The organism is Achromobacter mucicolens (assembly GCF_029866465.1).
GTDB lineage: Bacteria > Pseudomonadota > Gammaproteobacteria > Burkholderiales > Burkholderiaceae_B > Achromobacter > Achromobacter mucicolens.
In genome coordinates, this window is sequence record NZ_CP123364.1 from 3,049,785 (window position 1) to 3,064,951 (window position 15,167).

General features: G+C 67.1%; 13 protein-coding genes. 8 read left to right on the forward strand and 5 right to left on the reverse strand.

The window, feature by feature from the left end:
• Positions 1 to 80: 80 nt before the first annotated feature.
• Positions 81 to 2,456 carry a catalase gene (locus QEP15_RS13935; RefSeq protein ID WP_180098626.1) on the reverse strand — a complete coding sequence of 792 codons (2,376 nt, stop codon included), beginning with the start codon at positions 2,454 to 2,456 and terminating at the stop codon, positions 81 to 83.
• 12 nt (positions 2,457 to 2,468) lie between these two features.
• Positions 2,469 to 3,083, reverse strand: a complete 615-nt coding sequence (locus QEP15_RS13940; RefSeq protein ID WP_152384605.1) for a hypothetical protein — start codon at positions 3,081 to 3,083, stop codon at positions 2,469 to 2,471.
• Between the two features lie 306 nt (positions 3,084 to 3,389).
• Here QEP15_RS13940 and QEP15_RS13945 point away from each other — a divergent pair, with 306 nt between their 5' ends.
• The 4 genes from QEP15_RS13945 (at position 3,390) to QEP15_RS13960 (ending at position 6,965) form a co-directional block, all read left to right on the forward strand.
• A complete protein-coding gene (locus tag QEP15_RS13945) occupies positions 3,390 to 3,740 on the forward strand; it encodes a DUF3325 domain-containing protein (protein ID WP_056318298.1) in 351 nt (116 codons plus the stop codon).
• Between the two features lie 161 nt (positions 3,741 to 3,901).
• The gene (locus QEP15_RS13950; protein WP_152384606.1) at positions 3,902 to 5,896 is read left to right on the forward strand and encodes a ribonucleoside triphosphate reductase; all 1,995 of its coding nucleotides are present in this window, start codon (positions 3,902 to 3,904) and stop codon (positions 5,894 to 5,896) included.
• A 93-nt stretch (positions 5,897 to 5,989) separates the two neighbouring features.
• Positions 5,990 to 6,172: an anaerobic ribonucleoside-triphosphate reductase gene (nrdD, locus tag QEP15_RS13955; protein WP_152384607.1), complete on the forward strand. Its 183-nt coding sequence runs from the start codon at positions 5,990 to 5,992 to the stop codon at positions 6,170 to 6,172.
• Positions 6,138 to 6,965, forward strand: coding sequence for an anaerobic ribonucleoside-triphosphate reductase activating protein (locus tag QEP15_RS13960; protein WP_062840971.1), 828 nt, complete (start codon positions 6,138 to 6,140; stop codon positions 6,963 to 6,965). The genes nrdD and QEP15_RS13960 overlap by 35 nt, the downstream gene beginning before the upstream one ends.
• On the opposite strand, the gene QEP15_RS13965 is transcribed toward QEP15_RS13960, so the two are convergent.
• Entirely contained in the window at positions 6,956 to 8,374 is a 1,419-nt protein-coding gene (locus QEP15_RS13965; RefSeq protein WP_280147579.1) for an aminotransferase-like domain-containing protein, read from the reverse strand. The two genes, QEP15_RS13960 and QEP15_RS13965, sit on opposite strands and share 10 nt — an antisense overlap.
• Before the next feature lie 131 nt (positions 8,375 to 8,505).
• Between QEP15_RS13965 and QEP15_RS13970 the strand changes: the two genes are divergently transcribed.
• From QEP15_RS13970 to QEP15_RS13985, 4 genes are all read left to right on the forward strand, one after another.
• The gene (locus QEP15_RS13970; RefSeq protein WP_217617676.1) at positions 8,506 to 9,795 is read left to right on the forward strand and encodes a hydroxymethylglutaryl-CoA reductase, degradative; all 1,290 of its coding nucleotides are present in this window, start codon (positions 8,506 to 8,508) and stop codon (positions 9,793 to 9,795) included.
• A 70-nt stretch (positions 9,796 to 9,865) separates the two neighbouring features.
• A complete protein-coding gene (locus QEP15_RS13975) occupies positions 9,866 to 10,390 on the forward strand; it encodes a hypothetical protein (protein ID WP_152384609.1) in 525 nt (174 codons plus the stop codon).
• Positions 10,387 to 11,775, forward strand: a complete 1,389-nt coding sequence (locus QEP15_RS13980; RefSeq protein ID WP_056318279.1) for a tripartite tricarboxylate transporter permease — start codon at positions 10,387 to 10,389, stop codon at positions 11,773 to 11,775. Before QEP15_RS13975 ends, QEP15_RS13980 begins: the two co-directional genes overlap by 4 nt.
• A gap of 121 nt (positions 11,776 to 11,896) precedes the next feature.
• On the forward strand, positions 11,897 to 13,054 hold the full coding sequence (locus tag QEP15_RS13985) for an NAD(P)H-dependent flavin oxidoreductase (protein ID WP_152384610.1): 1,158 nt from the start codon (positions 11,897 to 11,899) through the stop codon (positions 13,052 to 13,054).
• A gap of 14 nt (positions 13,055 to 13,068) precedes the next feature.
• On the opposite strand, the gene QEP15_RS13990 is transcribed toward QEP15_RS13985, so the two are convergent.
• Positions 13,069 to 13,737 (reverse strand): HAD family hydrolase, encoded by a 669-nt coding sequence (locus QEP15_RS13990; protein ID WP_280147580.1) that lies wholly within the window; start codon positions 13,735 to 13,737, stop codon positions 13,069 to 13,071.
• A 126-nt stretch (positions 13,738 to 13,863) separates the two neighbouring features.
• Complete coding sequence (locus QEP15_RS13995; protein ID WP_280147581.1) at positions 13,864 to 15,072, reverse strand: MFS transporter; 1,209 nt, start codon at positions 15,070 to 15,072, stop codon at positions 13,864 to 13,866.
• Positions 15,073 to 15,167 lie beyond the last annotated feature (95 nt).

Sequence of the window (15,167 nt, forward strand, 5' to 3'; positions counted from 1 at the left end):
TCGCCCGACCTGCCGGCTCAGTATTCGAGAGGCGTCCCGCGGGTGTCAATGGTCCTTGCTTACCCGTGCTGCCGCGCCCCTCATACCTTGGGCGGCGTCGTCTCCCGTTCCGGATGGCGATGTTTGCCCAAGGCGGCAATGAACGCTTGCGGATCCTCGCCGCCCAACAGCAGTCCGCCATCGTTCGGATCGGGGTCGATGCCCGCCGCGGCGTACACCTGAACGCCGTCGCCGACACCCATCAGCGTCTTGCCGTGGCGATAGGCGTCGCGCAGGAACTCCAGCGCCCGTCCGTCGGCCGCCAGGCGTTGCACGGCGTCGGCGCCACCGACAACCACCGCGCCGTCAAACACCACGGACGGATGGTTGTCCAGCGACGCATCCGCATCGAACGCACCGCCCTCGCCCGTCTGCATCGGACCAATGCGCTGGCCCACCAGCCGCACGACGGCGCCTGCCTGCATGAGCGCGTCGGCCACGGCGGACAGCGCCTTGCCGTCCACGCCTTCCGCCGCCAGGATGGCGACCTTGCGCGTCGCCACGCCGCCGTCGCCAGGGCGGGCGGTCAGCGACAGCGAGGGCGACACCTGCACTTCGGACTTGGGCGGATTCTTCGTCGCGCGCGGCAAGGGATCCGGCAAGGGCATGCCGATTTCATCGGCCACGCCCTGCGCCAGTTCGTCCGACACATTGCGCAGGGAAGCGACCATGCGCTCGCGGATCTGCGGCACCGTCACCTTGCTGAGCTCGAACGCGAAGGCGTCGATGATGTGCTTGCGTTCCCATGCGGTCTGGCTGTCGTAGAACAGCGTGGCCTGGTTGTAGTGCTCGGCAAATTTTTCCGGATGTCCGCGCAGTTCGTCGCTTGTCACCGGCTCCGGAAACGACACGAACCCGTCCATTCCCGCCTGGAACGGACAGCCGCCGGCAAGGGAATTGGGCTCGTAGGACACGCGGCCGCGATGAATGGTCTGGCGATGCATGCCGTCGCGCTGGTTGTTGTGCACCGGCGCCAGCGGCGCGTTGATGGGGATCTCGTGGAAGTTCGGGCCGCCCAGGCGCGAGATCTGCGTGTCGACGTAGGAATGGATGCGGCCAGCCAGCAGCGGGTCATTCGTGAAGTCCACGCCGGGGACCACGTGCGCGGCGCAGAAGGCCACCTGCTCGGTCTCGGCAAAGAAGTTGTCGGGGTTGCGATCCAGCACCATGCGGCCGATGGGCACGACCGGCACCAGTTCCTCGGGCACGATCTTGGTCGCGTCCAGCACGTCGAAGCTGAAGCCTTCGGCCTGGTCTTCCGTGAAGACCTGCACGCCCAGCTCCCATTGCGGACCATGACCCGCGTCGATGGCTTCCCAGAGGTCGCGGCGGTGATAGTCGGGGTCTGCGCCCGACACCTTGACCGCCTCGTTCCACACTTGCGAGTGCGTCCCCAGGATGGGATTCCAGTGGAATTTCACCAGGCGCGATTCACCCTGCGCGTTGACGAACCGGAACGTGTGCACGCCAAAGCCCTGCATCATCCGGTAGCTGCGCGGGATCGCGCGGTCCGACATCACCCACATCAGCATGTGGGTGGACTCGGGCATGAGCGACACGAAGTCCCAGAAGGTATCGTGCGCGGACGCGGCCTGCGGCATGCCATGGTGCGGCTCGGGCTTGACCGCGTGGACCAGGTCCGGGAATTTCATCGCATCCTGGATGAAGAACACCGGCATGTTGTTGCCCACCAGGTCCCAGTTGCCCTCGTCGGTATAGAACTTGACGGCAAAGCCACGCACGTCGCGCGCCGTGTCCTTGGATCCGCGCTCGCCCGCCACCGTCGAAAAGCGCACGAACACCGGCGTGCGCTTGCCGGCCTCGGCAAACAGCGACGCGGCGGTCAGGTCGGTCAGCGGCTTGTAGCACTCGAAGTAGCCGTGGGCCGCCGAGCCGCGGGCGTGCACGATGCGCTCGGGAATCCGCTCATGGTCGAAGTGCGTGATCTTCTCGCGAAGGATGAAATCCTTCAGCAGCGCCGGCCCGCGCAGGCCAGCCTTGAGCGAATGCTGGTTGTCGCTGACGCGAACGCCCTGATTGGTGGTCAGTTCCTGGCCGCCGCCGTCCGCGCGCACGCGCGGCAGTTGGCCGTCGACACGGTTCACGCCCGGGGTCGCGGCGTCGCCGGTCTTGTCCGACACTTCCTTTTCGGACAGCGAGCTTGCGCCGACGGCGGGGTCCACGGCGCCCACGTGCGCGCCGGCGTACGGGCAACGCGCGGCCTGCTCGCCGTACTCGGCTTCCTTGTTGGTGTTATGGGGCATGGCGCCCACGGTGGCGCCCACCGCTGCCGCGCGCTTGAGCGCGGGGTGGCTCGGCTTGCCGGCCGGTCCGCTTGCGGGACCGCTGTCGGTGTTCATGTAGGCGGTGTCCAGTGCACCGCCCTGGCCGGCCTTGGCTGGCTTTTTGCTTGCCATGAGTCTTTCTCCTTAATGGGTTAGCATCGAGTCGCGCGCCTGTTCGGCGCGGGATGCGCCAATGGCGGTCTCGACCTTCTTCACTTCTTCGGGCGGCGGCAGCACGGCGGGGAAGCCGAGCGACTCGATCCACAGTTCGCGCGACCAGCCCTGCGTGTGATAAAGGTGGTGGTCCTCGTCGGTCGCCACCGCGTCGTAGGCTTGCTTGAGGATCTTGGCCTGCTCGCCCGACTGCTGCTCGGCAATCAACCCGATCAACGACCAATTGGCGTGATCCTTGGTCTCGGCCAGCACCACGCATTCGGTGGCCACGAGCTGCGCGGCTTCGGGATCGCCGGCCGAAATGGCCATCTTCATGGCCTTCACCAACGATTCGCCCAAGTGCCGCACCACGTCGCGGCCCGGCGACTTGGCCTGCGGGTCGAGCTTCAGTTGCTCGAAGACGGTCAGCAGCACGCGGCGATGCGTGCGCGTTTCTTCCAGATAGCCCAGCCATTCCTTCTTCAGGTCTTCGTTGATGGCACACGACACTGCGGTCTCGTAGATGGCGAGGCCGCCAATTTCGGTTTCCAGGGCCTGGTACAGCAGTTCCTTGATCTGATCGGCGTTTCCGGCTTTGCGCTTCATGGTTGGGCTCCTTGTGGTAGGTCATCAACGATCCGCACGCGGCGATCGTTCCGGATGGAGGCGCGAACCCAGCAATTGCCGTTCCTGCGATGGCAAAGCGCCTGCAAACGCCGCGCAGACGGGCCTTGCGGGGCGTCGCGGGGGCCGGCCGATCCGCACACGCTCCGCATCGCCCGGAAGAAAATACAAAGCCCCGCGCGCCGGACGCGCCGCCGATTCCCGTAGAATCAGGGTCGTTACCCATCAAAGCGCCAGCGCGCCGCGCCCTCACACAGGGTCGGCAACTCGCGCAAGACGTGCAGCCGCATGACCCTGAATGACCTCTGCGCAATCGCGATGGCCTTGCTGCTGACTTACGCCGGCATGGCTTGCCTGGCCCTGGCCACCCCCCGCCACTACCACCAGGTCTGGACGCGCAATCCCCGCGCGGCCCACACGCGCGTGCTGCGCGGCGCTGGCGCGCTGCTGATGGGGCTGGCGATCCTGCCTTGCGTCGGACTGTGGGGCGATGCGCTGGGCATGATGGTCTGGCTGGGCTGGCTCTGCGCGGGCGCGCTGCTGTGGTTTGGCAAACTGTCCTGGACGCCACGGCCTGCCGCAGGCGCTGCCGCCCTGGCGGTGGCGATATCCCTGGTGGGCGTGGGCATCGGGTTTTGACGGTGTTTTACTGAGCACCTGGCCGCGACCCATCGCAGCATTGCGCAATTTCGCAGACCATTTTGCCTGTTTGACGCCGGTCAACCTGCGCCCAGATGCCAACCATTCAGCACCATATGTGGTGGTAGAGTTTTCGAACTCCACTACATATGGTGCCAACAATGGGAATCCAACACATCCTCAAGCGCGACGGCCGCGTCGTTGCATTCGATAGCGAGAAGATCGCGCAAGCCATGGCGGCGGCGGGCCAAAGCACCGGGGAGTTGGACCTGCAAGGCGCACGCGCCCTGACCGGCACCGTCATCGCAAAGCTGGACGGCAATGTTTGCCCCGGCGTCGAAACCATCCAGAACCGCGTCGAGGAAGCCCTGGTCCAGGCGGGCCATTGGCGCACGGCGCGCGCCTACATCGTCCATCGCGAGCAGCACGCCCGCCTGCGGTCCCTGCGCCACACGCTGGTCGACGTGGAAAGCGCCATGGAAGAGTATCTGGAACAGCGCGACTGGCGCGTGAATGCCAACGCCAACCAGGGATACAGCCTGGGCGGCCTGATCCTGAACGTGGCCGGCAAGGTCACCGCCAACTACTGGCTGTCCAACGTCTTCACGCCCGAAGCCGGCCACGCCCACCGCGAAGGCGACATCCACATCCACGACCTGGACATGCTCAGCGGTTACTGCGCCGGCTGGTCGCTGCGCCAGCTGCTGACCGAAGGCTTCAACGGCATCCCGGGCAAGGTCGAATCCACGCCCCCGAAACATATGTCGGCCGCCATCGGCCAGATCGTCAACTTCCTGGGCACGCTGCAGAACGAATGGGCCGGTGCGCAGGCATTCAGTTCGTTCGACACCTACATGGCGCCCTTCATCCGCCGCGACGCGATGACCTACGCGGACGTCAAGCAATCCATCCAGGAACTGATCTTCAACCTGAACGTGCCCAGCCGCTGGGGCACACAGACGCCCTTCACCAACCTGACCTTCGACTGGACCTGCCCGGCCGACCTGAAGGACCAGATCCCGTACGTGGGCGGCGAGGAAATGCCGTTCTCCTACGGCGACCTGCAAGCCGAAATGGACATGATCAACCGCGCCTACATCGAGGTCATGATGGCTGGCGACGCGAAGGGCCGCGTGTTCACGTTCCCCATCCCCACCTACAACATCACGCCGGATTTCGACTGGGACCACCCGAACACCGAGCGCCTCTTTGAAATGACGGCGCGCTATGGGCTGCCCTACTTCCAGAACTTCCTGAATTCCGACCTCGAGCCGCACATGGTGCGCTCGATGTGCTGCCGCCTGCAGCTCGACCTGCGCGAACTCTTGAAGCGCGGCAACGGGCTCTTCGGCTCGGCCGAGCAGACGGGGTCGGTCGGCGTGGTGACCGTGAACTGCGCCCGCCTGGGCCATACGTGCCGCGGCGACGAGGCGCGCCTGATGGAACGCCTGGACTATCTCCTGGCGCTGGGCCGCGATGTTCTGGAAACCAAGCGCAAGGTGGTGCAGCGCTATATCGACCAGGGGCTCTACCCCTACACCCGCCGCTACCTGGGCACGTTGCGCAACCACTTCAGCACGCTGGGCGTGAACGGCATCAACGAGATGATCCGCAACTTCACCGACGACGCCGAAGACGTGACCACGCCCGCCGGCCACGCCTTTGCCGTGCGCCTGCTGGATCGCGTGCGCCAGCGCATGACCGAATTCCAGGAAGAAACCGGCCATCTCTACAACCTGGAGGCCACGCCCGCCGAAGGCACCACATACCGATTCGCCCGCGAAGACCGCAAGCGCTATCCCGGCATCCTGCAAGCGGGCACGGACGCCCAGCCTTACTACACCAACTCCAGCCAGTTGCCGGTGGGCTACACGGACGATCCCTTCCACGCACTGGAACTGCAGGAAACGCTGCAAAGCAAGTACACGGGCGGCACGGTGCTGCACCTGTACATGAACGAAGCCGTGTCCACCGCCGAGGCCTGCAAACAGCTCGTGCGCCGCGCGCTCACCAACTTCCGCCTGCCCTACATCACCGTCACGCCCACGTTCTCGATCTGCCCGAATCACGGTTATCTGGCGGGGCACCACGAGTTCTGCCCCAAGTGCGACGCGGAGCTGCTGGCCAAGCAATCGGCCTGCTGCACGCCGGCGTAGCGTTTCCGGACCCGGACCGGCGCGTGGCATCCCGGCGCGCGCTGTCCTTCACCCGCCGGGCATGCGTCCGGCATTCACTCCCGAGGAAATCTCATGCAAACCTTGACCGCCCCCGCCGCCACGTCCGCTTCCGCCGTCCAACTGGACGACAGCCAGCGCGTGCGCTGCGAAGTCTGGACCCGGGTGATGGGCTACCACCGCCCGGTGTCTTCCTTCAACACCGGCAAACAGGGCGAATTCAATGAGCGCCGCTTCTTCGTCGAACGCAGTGCCTGAAGGCGGCTCGCCCGTGGGCGCTTCGCAGGCCGGCGGCGCCGGCCGGCCCGCCAGCCAGGCCGTGCGCCTGCTGACCGACCGGCCAGCCTATGCCTCGCCGCCCCAACCCGTCATCCAGCCCCTGCCCCGGCACTCGCCCGCGGTCGGGGGGCTGGTGCCTTTTTCCACCGTGGACTGGCCGGGCCAGCTGGCGGCGGTCGTCTTCATCTCGGGTTGTCCGTGGCGGTGCCACTATTGCCACAACACCGAGCTGCAGACGCGCGCCGCCCGCTACGACTGGCGTGAAGTCCGTGCCTTCCTTGAAACCCGCAAGGGCCTCCTGGATGCGGTCGTGTTCTCCGGCGGCGAGCCCTTGAGCGAACCGCGCCTGCCCGCCATGATCCGCGACATCAAACGCATGGGCTACCGCGTGGGCCTGCACACCGCAGGCATCTATCCGTTGCGGCTGGCCGACGTGCTGCGCCATCTGGACTGGGTGGGCATGGATATCAAGGCGGACGCCAAGGGCTATGACGACATCACGGGCCGTCGCGACTCGCAGCGCCCGGCGCTCGCGTGCCTGACGCAGTTGCTATCGGCAGGCACGGACTTCGAATGCCGCATCACCTGGCATCCGGACTGGCTGGACGAACCGCGCCTGATGACGCTGGCGCGCGAACTCTCGCGCCGCGGCGTGCGCCAGTTTGCGGTGCAAGCGGCACGCGCCGCGCCCGGCGCCCCGGTCGCGCGCGCGCTCAGCAACCAGGCGCAGGCCGAGCTGCGGCAAACCTTCGAGGAATTTGCCTATCGCTGAGCCAGGTGCGCGGCCAGGGTGGCATGAAACCGCGGCGACACCACGGCGCCCACATTGCAGCGGGACCACGGCGACACCGCCTTGGGGTCCACGCTGAACACGCGGCCCGGCGCCATGATGACCTTTTCGGGCATCAGCGCCTCGGCCAGCGTCAGCGAGTCCGGCACGCCCGGAAACGCCGCCCACAGGTACAGCGAGCTGGTCGGCCGCGTAAACACGTAGGCGCCCAGCGCGTCCAGCACCTGCAAGGCCTGTCCGGTCGCGGCCTCCAGCCGTTGCCGCAGCCGCACCAGATGCCGCTCGTAATGGCCCTCGCGCAGCATCACGTCCACCATCCGTTCGCAGTATTCGGAACTGCTGACATGCACCAGCGCCTTCAGGTCGGCCAGATCGCTGGCCAATGCCGCATTGCAGGCGATGAAACCCACGCGCAGCGCCGCGGAGAACGACTTGGAGAAGCTGCCGATGTATAGCGTGCGCTCAAGCTGATCCAGCGCCGACAGCCGGACCGAGGACGTGGGCTTGAAGTCCGCCAGCGGATCGTTCTCGACCACCATCAGGTTGTAGCGCTCTGCCAACTGCAGGATCTTGTAGGCCTTGGCCGGCGTCATGTCCGAGCCGGTCGGGTTGTGCGCGATCGATTGCGTGAAGAATAGCCGCGGCTTTTCGCGCTGCAGCAACGCTTCCAACGCCACCACGTCCGGCCCGTCGGGCAGGCGCGGCACGCCCACCATCCGCACCCCGGCCAGCTTCAGCTTGCCAAAGAGCGGGTAGTAACCTGGGTCGTCCACCAGCGCCGTCGACCCCGGCGGCAGGAAGTACCGGATCACCAGGTCCATGGCCTCGTTGGCGCCATGCGTGAGCACCAATTGCGACGGCGCGGCGTTGATGCCCACATCGCCCAGCTTGCGCACCAGGCTTTCGCGCAGCGGCGCGTAGCCGAAACGGCTGCCATAGCGGAATAACGCCCCGAGCCCCGTGCGCACCACCTTCTGGTGGTAGCGGTCCATGCGCATGTCCGCCAGCCACTCCACCGGCGGAAATCCATCGCCCACGGCAACCGCGTCCGGCTGGGTCTTGAGCTGCTCGCGCATGAGCCACACGATATCCATCGCCCGGCTCAGTTGCCCCGGTTCCTCGTCCGCCGCGGGTCGCGCGTGGTCGACGTCCAACACGTAAAAGCCAGAGCCGCGCCGCGGCTCGACCAGCCCGCGCGCCACCAGCATTTCAAATGCCACGACCACCGTGTTCTTGGCATAGCGGTGCAACTGCGCCAGCTCGCGCAAGGACGGCAACTTGTCGCCGGCGCGATAGACGCCGTCTGCGATCTGCTGGCCGATCAGGTTGGCCAGGCTTTCGGCGATGGGCGCCGGGCGCTGCGGCCTGCCAGGCGGATTGGCGTCTGCCACGTTGGGATCCCCATGAATGCGTTGCCGAAAATTGGTGCAGTGCAATGGTACTGTTTGCCCAAACTGTACCTCTGAATAGCGGTACAGTTTACCTAGAATCAGGCCACTCGATTCTTATACGGAGACACGCCATCGTGGCCGATTCACGCCTGCCCAACTTCCGGGCCCTCACGCCCGCCCAACGCCTCGCTGCCATTGCCGACGCCGCCTCGCTTACGGCAGAAGAGCGCAGCCTGCTCGCCGAGCCCGGCGCCCTGGGCCTTGCCCGCGCCGACGGCATGATCGAAAACGTGCTGGGCACTTTCGAGCTGCCGCTGGGCGTGGCGGGCAACTTCCAGGTCAACGGCCGCGACGTGCTGGTGCCGATGGCGGTGGAAGAACCGTCCGTCGTGGCTGCCGCTTCGTTCATGGCCAAGCTGGCGCGCGAGTGCGGCGGCTTCGAGACATCCAGCACCCGGCCCCTCATGCGTGCGCAGGTGCAGGTGCTGGGCCTGACCGACCCGCATGGCGCGCGGCTGGCCCTGCTGCGCGAGCGGGAGCGGATCCTGACGCTGGCCAACAGCCGAGACAAGGTGCTGATCGAACTGGGCGGCGGCTGCCAGGACATCGAAGTGCACGTCTTTCCTGACACGCCGCGCGGTCCGATGATCGTGATGCATCTGATCGTCGACGTGCGCGATGCCATGGGCGCCAACACCGTCAACACCATGGCCGAGGCCGTGGCGCCGCTGGTCGAGGAGATCGTCGGCGGGTCGGTGCGGCTGCGCATCCTGTCCAACCTGGCCGACTTGCGGCTGGCCCGCGCCCGCGTGCGTCTGACCCCGCAGACGCTGGACACCAAGGAGCGCAGCGGGGCCGAGATCATCGAAGGCGTGCTGGATGCCTACACGTTCGCCGCCATCGACCCGTACCGCGCCGCCACGCATAACAAGGGCATCATGAACGGCATCGACCCGGTGATCGTGGCCACGGGCAATGACTGGCGCGCGGTCGAGGCCGGCGCGCACGCCTACGCCAGCCGCTCGGGCCGCTACACGTCGCTGACGCATTGGGAAAAGGACACCTCCGGCGCCCTGGTCGGCACCATCGAAATGCCCATGCCCGTGGGTCTGGTGGGCGGCGCCACCAAGACCCATCCGCTGGCGCGCCTTGCACTGAAGATCATGGACGTGCGCTCGGCGCAGGAGCTGGGCGAAGTCGCCGTCGCGGTCGGCCTGGCGCAGAATCTGGGCGCGCTGCGCGCGCTTGCCACCGAAGGCATCCAGCGCGGCCACATGGCGCTGCATGCCCGCAACATTGCCCTGGTGGCCGGCGCCACCGGCGCGGAGATTGACGAAGTTGCCAAGCGCATGGCGGCGGAAAAGGATGTCCGCACCGATCGCGCGCTGGCCTTGCTGGAGGAACTGCGCGCAGCCCGATAACCCGCAAAGCAGGTATCCGAGACGGCGCCGCCCCCCCACGCGCGCCGTCCGATAAACACAGGAGAGAGACATGAAACAAAGCCTCCCGGCGCCCTCCACGCGCCTGGCTGAAGTCTGGAGCGACACGGTGGATCTCAGGCATCTGGCCTGGGCCATCGGCATCGGCATCACGATCAGCGTCGCGGGCTTCTTTGCCGCCAGCCGCTGGCTGCGCGGCATGGTCGCCTCGCCCGAGCTCGCGCACGCCTACGCCATGCTGGCCGGGCTGGCGGGCTGCGTGCTGGCCGGCGTGATCTGCGCGCGGCTGTTTCCGCCCAAGCGCGAGGTCATCGAGCGCAGCGCCACGCACGATCCCGCCTGGCGCGCCGAGGTGCTGGCCGAACTGGCCGAACAGCCGGGCGGCCTGGGCACACTGGCGGACCTGCCCGAGCCGGTCGTGCGCGAACTGAAGGAACTGGATCTGTACGACCTGTTCGCACAGCCTGCTGCCGCAGCCGGCTCTGGTGCCGGTGATGGCATCACCGGTGGCATCACAGACAGCGCCGCCAATGCCGCCGCCGCGCGGCGCGGCGCCGCCAAGGAGGCACTGGCATGAGCGACCCCGCACTGCTTGAACAAATCATGGTGGCCGCCGGCATGGGCCTGTTGGGTGCGGTCGTGTTCGCCGCCATCGGCCTGGTGTCCGGCACCGACGAAACCACCACGCTGGCCCCGCTGACCCTCCTGGTGGTGCTGCTGGGCGTGCCGCCGGCGGGCGTCTTCACGTTTTTCCTGGCGGGCGCGGTGGCCAAGCACATGACGCACGCCGTGCCCACCGCGCTCTTGGGCATCCCGGGCGACACGCTGGCCACGCCATTGCTGCAGGATGCAAACATGCTGCGCAAACTGGGCGTGCCGCACATTGCGCTGCGCAAGATGGTGTCCGGCGCCATCGTGGCGGCCTTTGTCGCGGTGCCGCTGGCGGTGCTGTTTGCCGTGCTGCTTGCGCCGTTCGGCGCCGCCATCACCAAGTCGGCCCCCTGGATCTTCCTGGCGGCCGCATTGCTGATCGCGTATTTTTCCGCGGGACGCTGGGCCGCCGTGGCGCTGCTGGTGCCGTTCGTCATGGTCATCATTGCGCTGCAAAGCCTGACGGCCAAATACGGCGTCAAGCTGAGCATCAGCTATTTCCTGGGCATTGCGATCGGCCCGCTGATCGCCGACCTGTTCACTGTCCTCTCGCCGCAAGGCCGCGGCAAGATGATGCGCGACAAGGTGCGCACGTTCTCGCTGGCGCCCGATGTGAAGGGCTGGTCGGGCTACTTCCCGAACCCGCTGAAGGTCATGGACCGGGTGCAGACCCGCTGGACGCTTGCCACCGCGGCCGTCTCAAGCGCCACGTTCGTGTTCAGTCCGGTCGCCATGACCGTCGTGCTGGGCGAACTGGTGGGCTCGCGCGTCAAGCACGCCTATCACCGCCTGACCACGGTGCTGAGCGCGCGCAACGGCGTGACCGAAGCCACCTACATTGCCGAGGCCCTGATTCCGCTGATCGCGTTCGGGCTGCCCCTGAGCCCCGTGGCCGCGGGACCGGCGGCGCCGCTCTTTAACGCGCCGCCGCGCTTTACGGTGGATGCGGCAACGGGCCAGACGCACAACCTGCACAACCTGCTGAATCACTGGGAATTCCTGGGATACGGCATGCTGGCGGTGCTGCTGGCGGCGGTCGTCTCCTACCCCTTCGCCATGAACTTCGCGCGCCGCGCCGCGCTGTTCGTCTCGCGCCGGGTCAGCCACGAAGCCATCATCGCCACGTTCGTGGGACTGATCATCGTGATCAGCGTCTGGGAAGGCCAATTCCTGGGCCTGCTCGTCATCCTGACCATGGGCCTCATTGGCGGCCTGCTGTCGCGCCTGTTCGGTTTCAACACCGGCGTGCAGTTCATGGGCTACTACACCGCCGTGCTCTCGGTGCCGGCGATCGTCAAGCTGCTGGGATAAAGCGTGACGGATGGGCGGGCATTTAGCCCCGCCCATTGCCGCACCACTTGATCCTTCGCAAGGCGGCGCTCCCCACCTTGCTCTAGCCTCTGGTCTCTTGACCAGAGGAAAGACTCATATCATGACGTGGTTCAAATCACTCACCCTCGCCGGACGCGAGTTGCTGCCCATCGTGCAGGGCGGCATGGGCGTTGGCGTATCCGCCCATCGCCTGGCCGGCGCGGTTGCCAGCCAGAACGCCGTGGGCACCATTGCCAGCGTCGATTTGCGCCATCACCACGCCGATCTCGTGGAAAAAACCGAAAAATGCAATGACCGCGACACGATCGACACGGCCAACCGCGAAGCCCTGCATCGTGAAGTGCGCGCCGCGCTGGACACCGCGCAAGGCCGCGGCCTGGTGGCGGTGAACGTCATGAAGGCCGTGCGCGACCACCCCGCGCTGGTGCGCCAGGCTTGCGAAAGCGGGGCCGAGGCCATCGTCATGGGCGCCGGCCTGCCGCTGGACCTGCCCGAAATGACCGCCGACTTCCCCAAAGTCGCGCTGGTGCCCATTCTGTCCGAGGCCCGGGGCGTCGCCGCCGTCCTGAAGAAATGGATGAAAAAGGGGCGCCTGGCCGACGCAGTCGTCATCGAACACCCCGGCTATGCGGGCGGCCACCTGGGCGCGGCCCGGCTCGACGACCTGCACAGCGAACGTTTCGATTTCAAGAAGGTGCTGGCCGAATGTCACGCCCTCTTCAGTGAATTGCAGTTGGGCCGCGATGCGCCCCGCCTGATCGTCGCGGGCGGCGTGGGCAGCCACGAACAGGTCCGGCACTGGCTCAGCAACGGCGCCGACGGCGTGCAGGTCGGCACCGCGTTCGCCGTCACCCACGAAGGCGACGCCCACGAGAACTTCAAGCGCGTGCTGATCGACGCCGATCCCACCCAACTGGCGGAATTCACCAGCGTGGCCGGCCTGCCGGCCCGCGCGGTCGCCACGCCGTGGCTCACGCGCTACCTGCGCCAGGAAGTCACGCTTCAGGCCAACACCCGCGCCGATCCGCGCCGCTGCAGCCAGCGCATGGACTGCCTGACGCAATGCGGCCTGCGCGACGGCATCGCCAAGTTTGGCCAGTTCTGCATCGACCTGAAGCTCGCAGCCGCCATGCGCGGCGAAGTCAGCCGCGGTCTGTTCTTCCGCGGCGCATCCAAGCTGCCGTTCGGCAACGCGATGCGCTCGGTGCGCGAGCTGATGGATTACCTGCTGCACGGCGAAATGCCCGCCGCGGCCTAAGGCCTCAGCAACCCTCAGATGATCTCCGGCAGGCGCCGCAGATCATCGATCACTTCGAAGGCGCCCTCGTCCAGCAACCGCTGCCGCTGTTGCGGCCCGTTGTGCGAGGCGCCGACGAATCCCACCGCCCGCATGCGCGCCGCCCGGGCGGCGCGTACACCCGGCACGCTGTCCTCGACCACGACGCAGTCCAGCACCGCGGCCCGCATCTGCCGCGCTGCATGCAGGAATATGTCGGGCGCTGGCTTGCCCTTGCCGACCTGCGCCGTGCTGAACACGTGGGGCGCAAACATCTCCCACAGACCCACCATCTTCAACGCCGCCTCAAGCTTGGCGGGCATGCTGCTGGACGCCACGCACAGGTCCAGGCCGCGTTCGCGCAAGACCTTCAAGGTTTCATGCACGTGCGGCAGCGCGCGCAGCTCGGTGCGGAACGTGCGTTCCAGCCGGTCTGCATACTGCCGGGCAAATTCGTCGGGCAGCGAGCAGGCGTTTTCGGCCTGCAACGTGCGCCACATGTCCGCATCGGGAATGCCGGCGAAGCGCTGCGCGGCCTCTTCAGGCGTGATCGCGATGCCGTGTTCGGCCAGCGCGCGGGACTGGGCGCGCGCGGCAATGATTTCGCTGTCGATCAGGACGCCATCGCAATCGAAGATCACCAGGCGAGGAGCGGACGTGTACATGCAACCTCCATCGTGTCGTGCGCTCCATGATAGGCCAGCCGGGTTACCGCGCCGACCTGGCCGGATGTCCTGCGCCTGGCGGCGCAAGCAGGCGAGGCCCGGCGCGCGCGAGCCGGCCAGCGCGCGTCAAAGACGGACGCCTTTCACGCGCCGCAGACGCCAGGCCACCGCCACGCCCGCCAGACCCGCGGCCGCGACGATGAACGAGGCGGACGTCCAGCCAAAGCGGTCGATCGCCCCGCCCACGGCCACCGGTCCGATCACCTGCCCCAGGTTGCTGCCCTGCATGACCAGTCCCACGGATGCGGCGGTCAGCGCCGGACGCGGGGCGACCAGCGGCGCGGTGCCCAGCAGCGTGGCCGGGATCAGTCCGCCCACGGCCGAGAACAGCACGCACAGCAGAAAGGTGGTCATGGCGGGCAGCGCCGATCCGAAGATCAGGAGCGCCACGGCCGCCATCACCGAACTGGCCAGCGCGATCAATGTGGACCGGCGCCGTCCGCGCGCCAGCAGCACGCCCGCGCCCAGGTTGCCCACCACATTGGCGGCGCTGGCGATGGCGCTGTACAAGCCGGCTTTGGCAAGCGTCAGCCCCAATTGCTCCATCAGCAGCACCGGCAGGAACGTGAAGAGCGCGAAGAACATCAGGCTGTAGAGCGTGAAGGACAGCGCCAGCAGCACCGGGCCGGCCGCGCCCATGGTGTCGGCGGTGTCCTGGCGCAGGCCCTGCCACGACAGGCTGGCTCCCCGGGGCGTGGGCGGCGCGAGCACGGCGATGCTGACCAGCGCCACGCCGGCGGCAATGCCCGCGCACCACCAATAGGCATGCCAATCGTCAAACGCCTGCGAGGCAAGCATGGCGATCGCCATCCCGGCCGGCATGTAGCAGCTCCAGAGCGCGAACGCGAAGTCGCGCCTGCCGCCCGCGACGATGCGCTGCAACGCCGCGGGGCCGGCTACCGTGACGAGCAGGAAACCCAGTCCCTCGACGATCCGCGACCCGAGCAGCAGGCCGTACGTCGGCGCCAGGGCACCGGCCGCGGTGCCGGCGGCCGTGGCCGCCAGGCCCAGTATCAGCATGCGCCGCGCGCCAAAGCGTGCAATCACCCCGCCCGCGGCGATGCCGCCCACCATGCCCAGCACCGAGAACACCGCCGTCAATGTGCCGATGGAGGCCAGATCCAGTCCCATGTCCTTGCGCAGGAGCGGCGCGGCAATGATGACCTTGCCCACCTGCAACGCCGCCACGACGCCCGCGCCGACGATGGCCAGCACCGCGCCCCAATGTTGTCCCGCTGCGCGGCTATCTGCCGCCACCCCATCAACCTTGTCCATCCTGCCCTCGTTTTTGCCGGAATTCCGGCATCATGGCGCGCAAAGCCGATCCCGCGAAGTGATAACCTTTTGACGTTTCTGATCGAAGAAATAGA

What these genes read in the sequence shown, in the direction of transcription:
- QEP15_RS13985 (WP_152384610.1), top strand. Translation starts at nt 11,897, where the DNA reads ATGACGTGGTTCAAATCACTCACCCTCGCCGGACGCGAGTTGCTGCCC.
- QEP15_RS13990 (WP_280147580.1), bottom strand. Translation starts at nt 13,737, where the DNA reads ATGTACACGTCCGCTCCTCGCCTGGTGATCTTCGATTGCGATGGCGTC.
- QEP15_RS13980 (WP_056318279.1), top strand. Translation starts at nt 10,387, where the DNA reads ATGAGCGACCCCGCACTGCTTGAACAAATCATGGTGGCCGCCGGCATG.
- QEP15_RS13960 (WP_062840971.1), top strand. Translation starts at nt 6,138, where the DNA reads ATGAGCGCCGCTTCTTCGTCGAACGCAGTGCCTGAAGGCGGCTCGCCC.
- nrdD (WP_152384607.1), top strand. Translation starts at nt 5,990, where the DNA reads ATGCAAACCTTGACCGCCCCCGCCGCCACGTCCGCTTCCGCCGTCCAA.
- QEP15_RS13940 (WP_152384605.1), bottom strand. Translation starts at nt 3,083, where the DNA reads ATGAAGCGCAAAGCCGGAAACGCCGATCAGATCAAGGAACTGCTGTAC.
- QEP15_RS13945 (WP_056318298.1), top strand. Translation starts at nt 3,390, where the DNA reads ATGACCCTGAATGACCTCTGCGCAATCGCGATGGCCTTGCTGCTGACT.
- QEP15_RS13950 (WP_152384606.1), top strand. Translation starts at nt 3,902, where the DNA reads ATGGGAATCCAACACATCCTCAAGCGCGACGGCCGCGTCGTTGCATTC.
- QEP15_RS13975 (WP_152384609.1), top strand. Translation starts at nt 9,866, where the DNA reads ATGAAACAAAGCCTCCCGGCGCCCTCCACGCGCCTGGCTGAAGTCTGG.
- QEP15_RS13995 (WP_280147581.1), bottom strand. Translation starts at nt 15,072, where the DNA reads ATGGACAAGGTTGATGGGGTGGCGGCAGATAGCCGCGCAGCGGGACAA.
- QEP15_RS13935 (WP_180098626.1), bottom strand. Translation starts at nt 2,456, where the DNA reads ATGGCAAGCAAAAAGCCAGCCAAGGCCGGCCAGGGCGGTGCACTGGAC.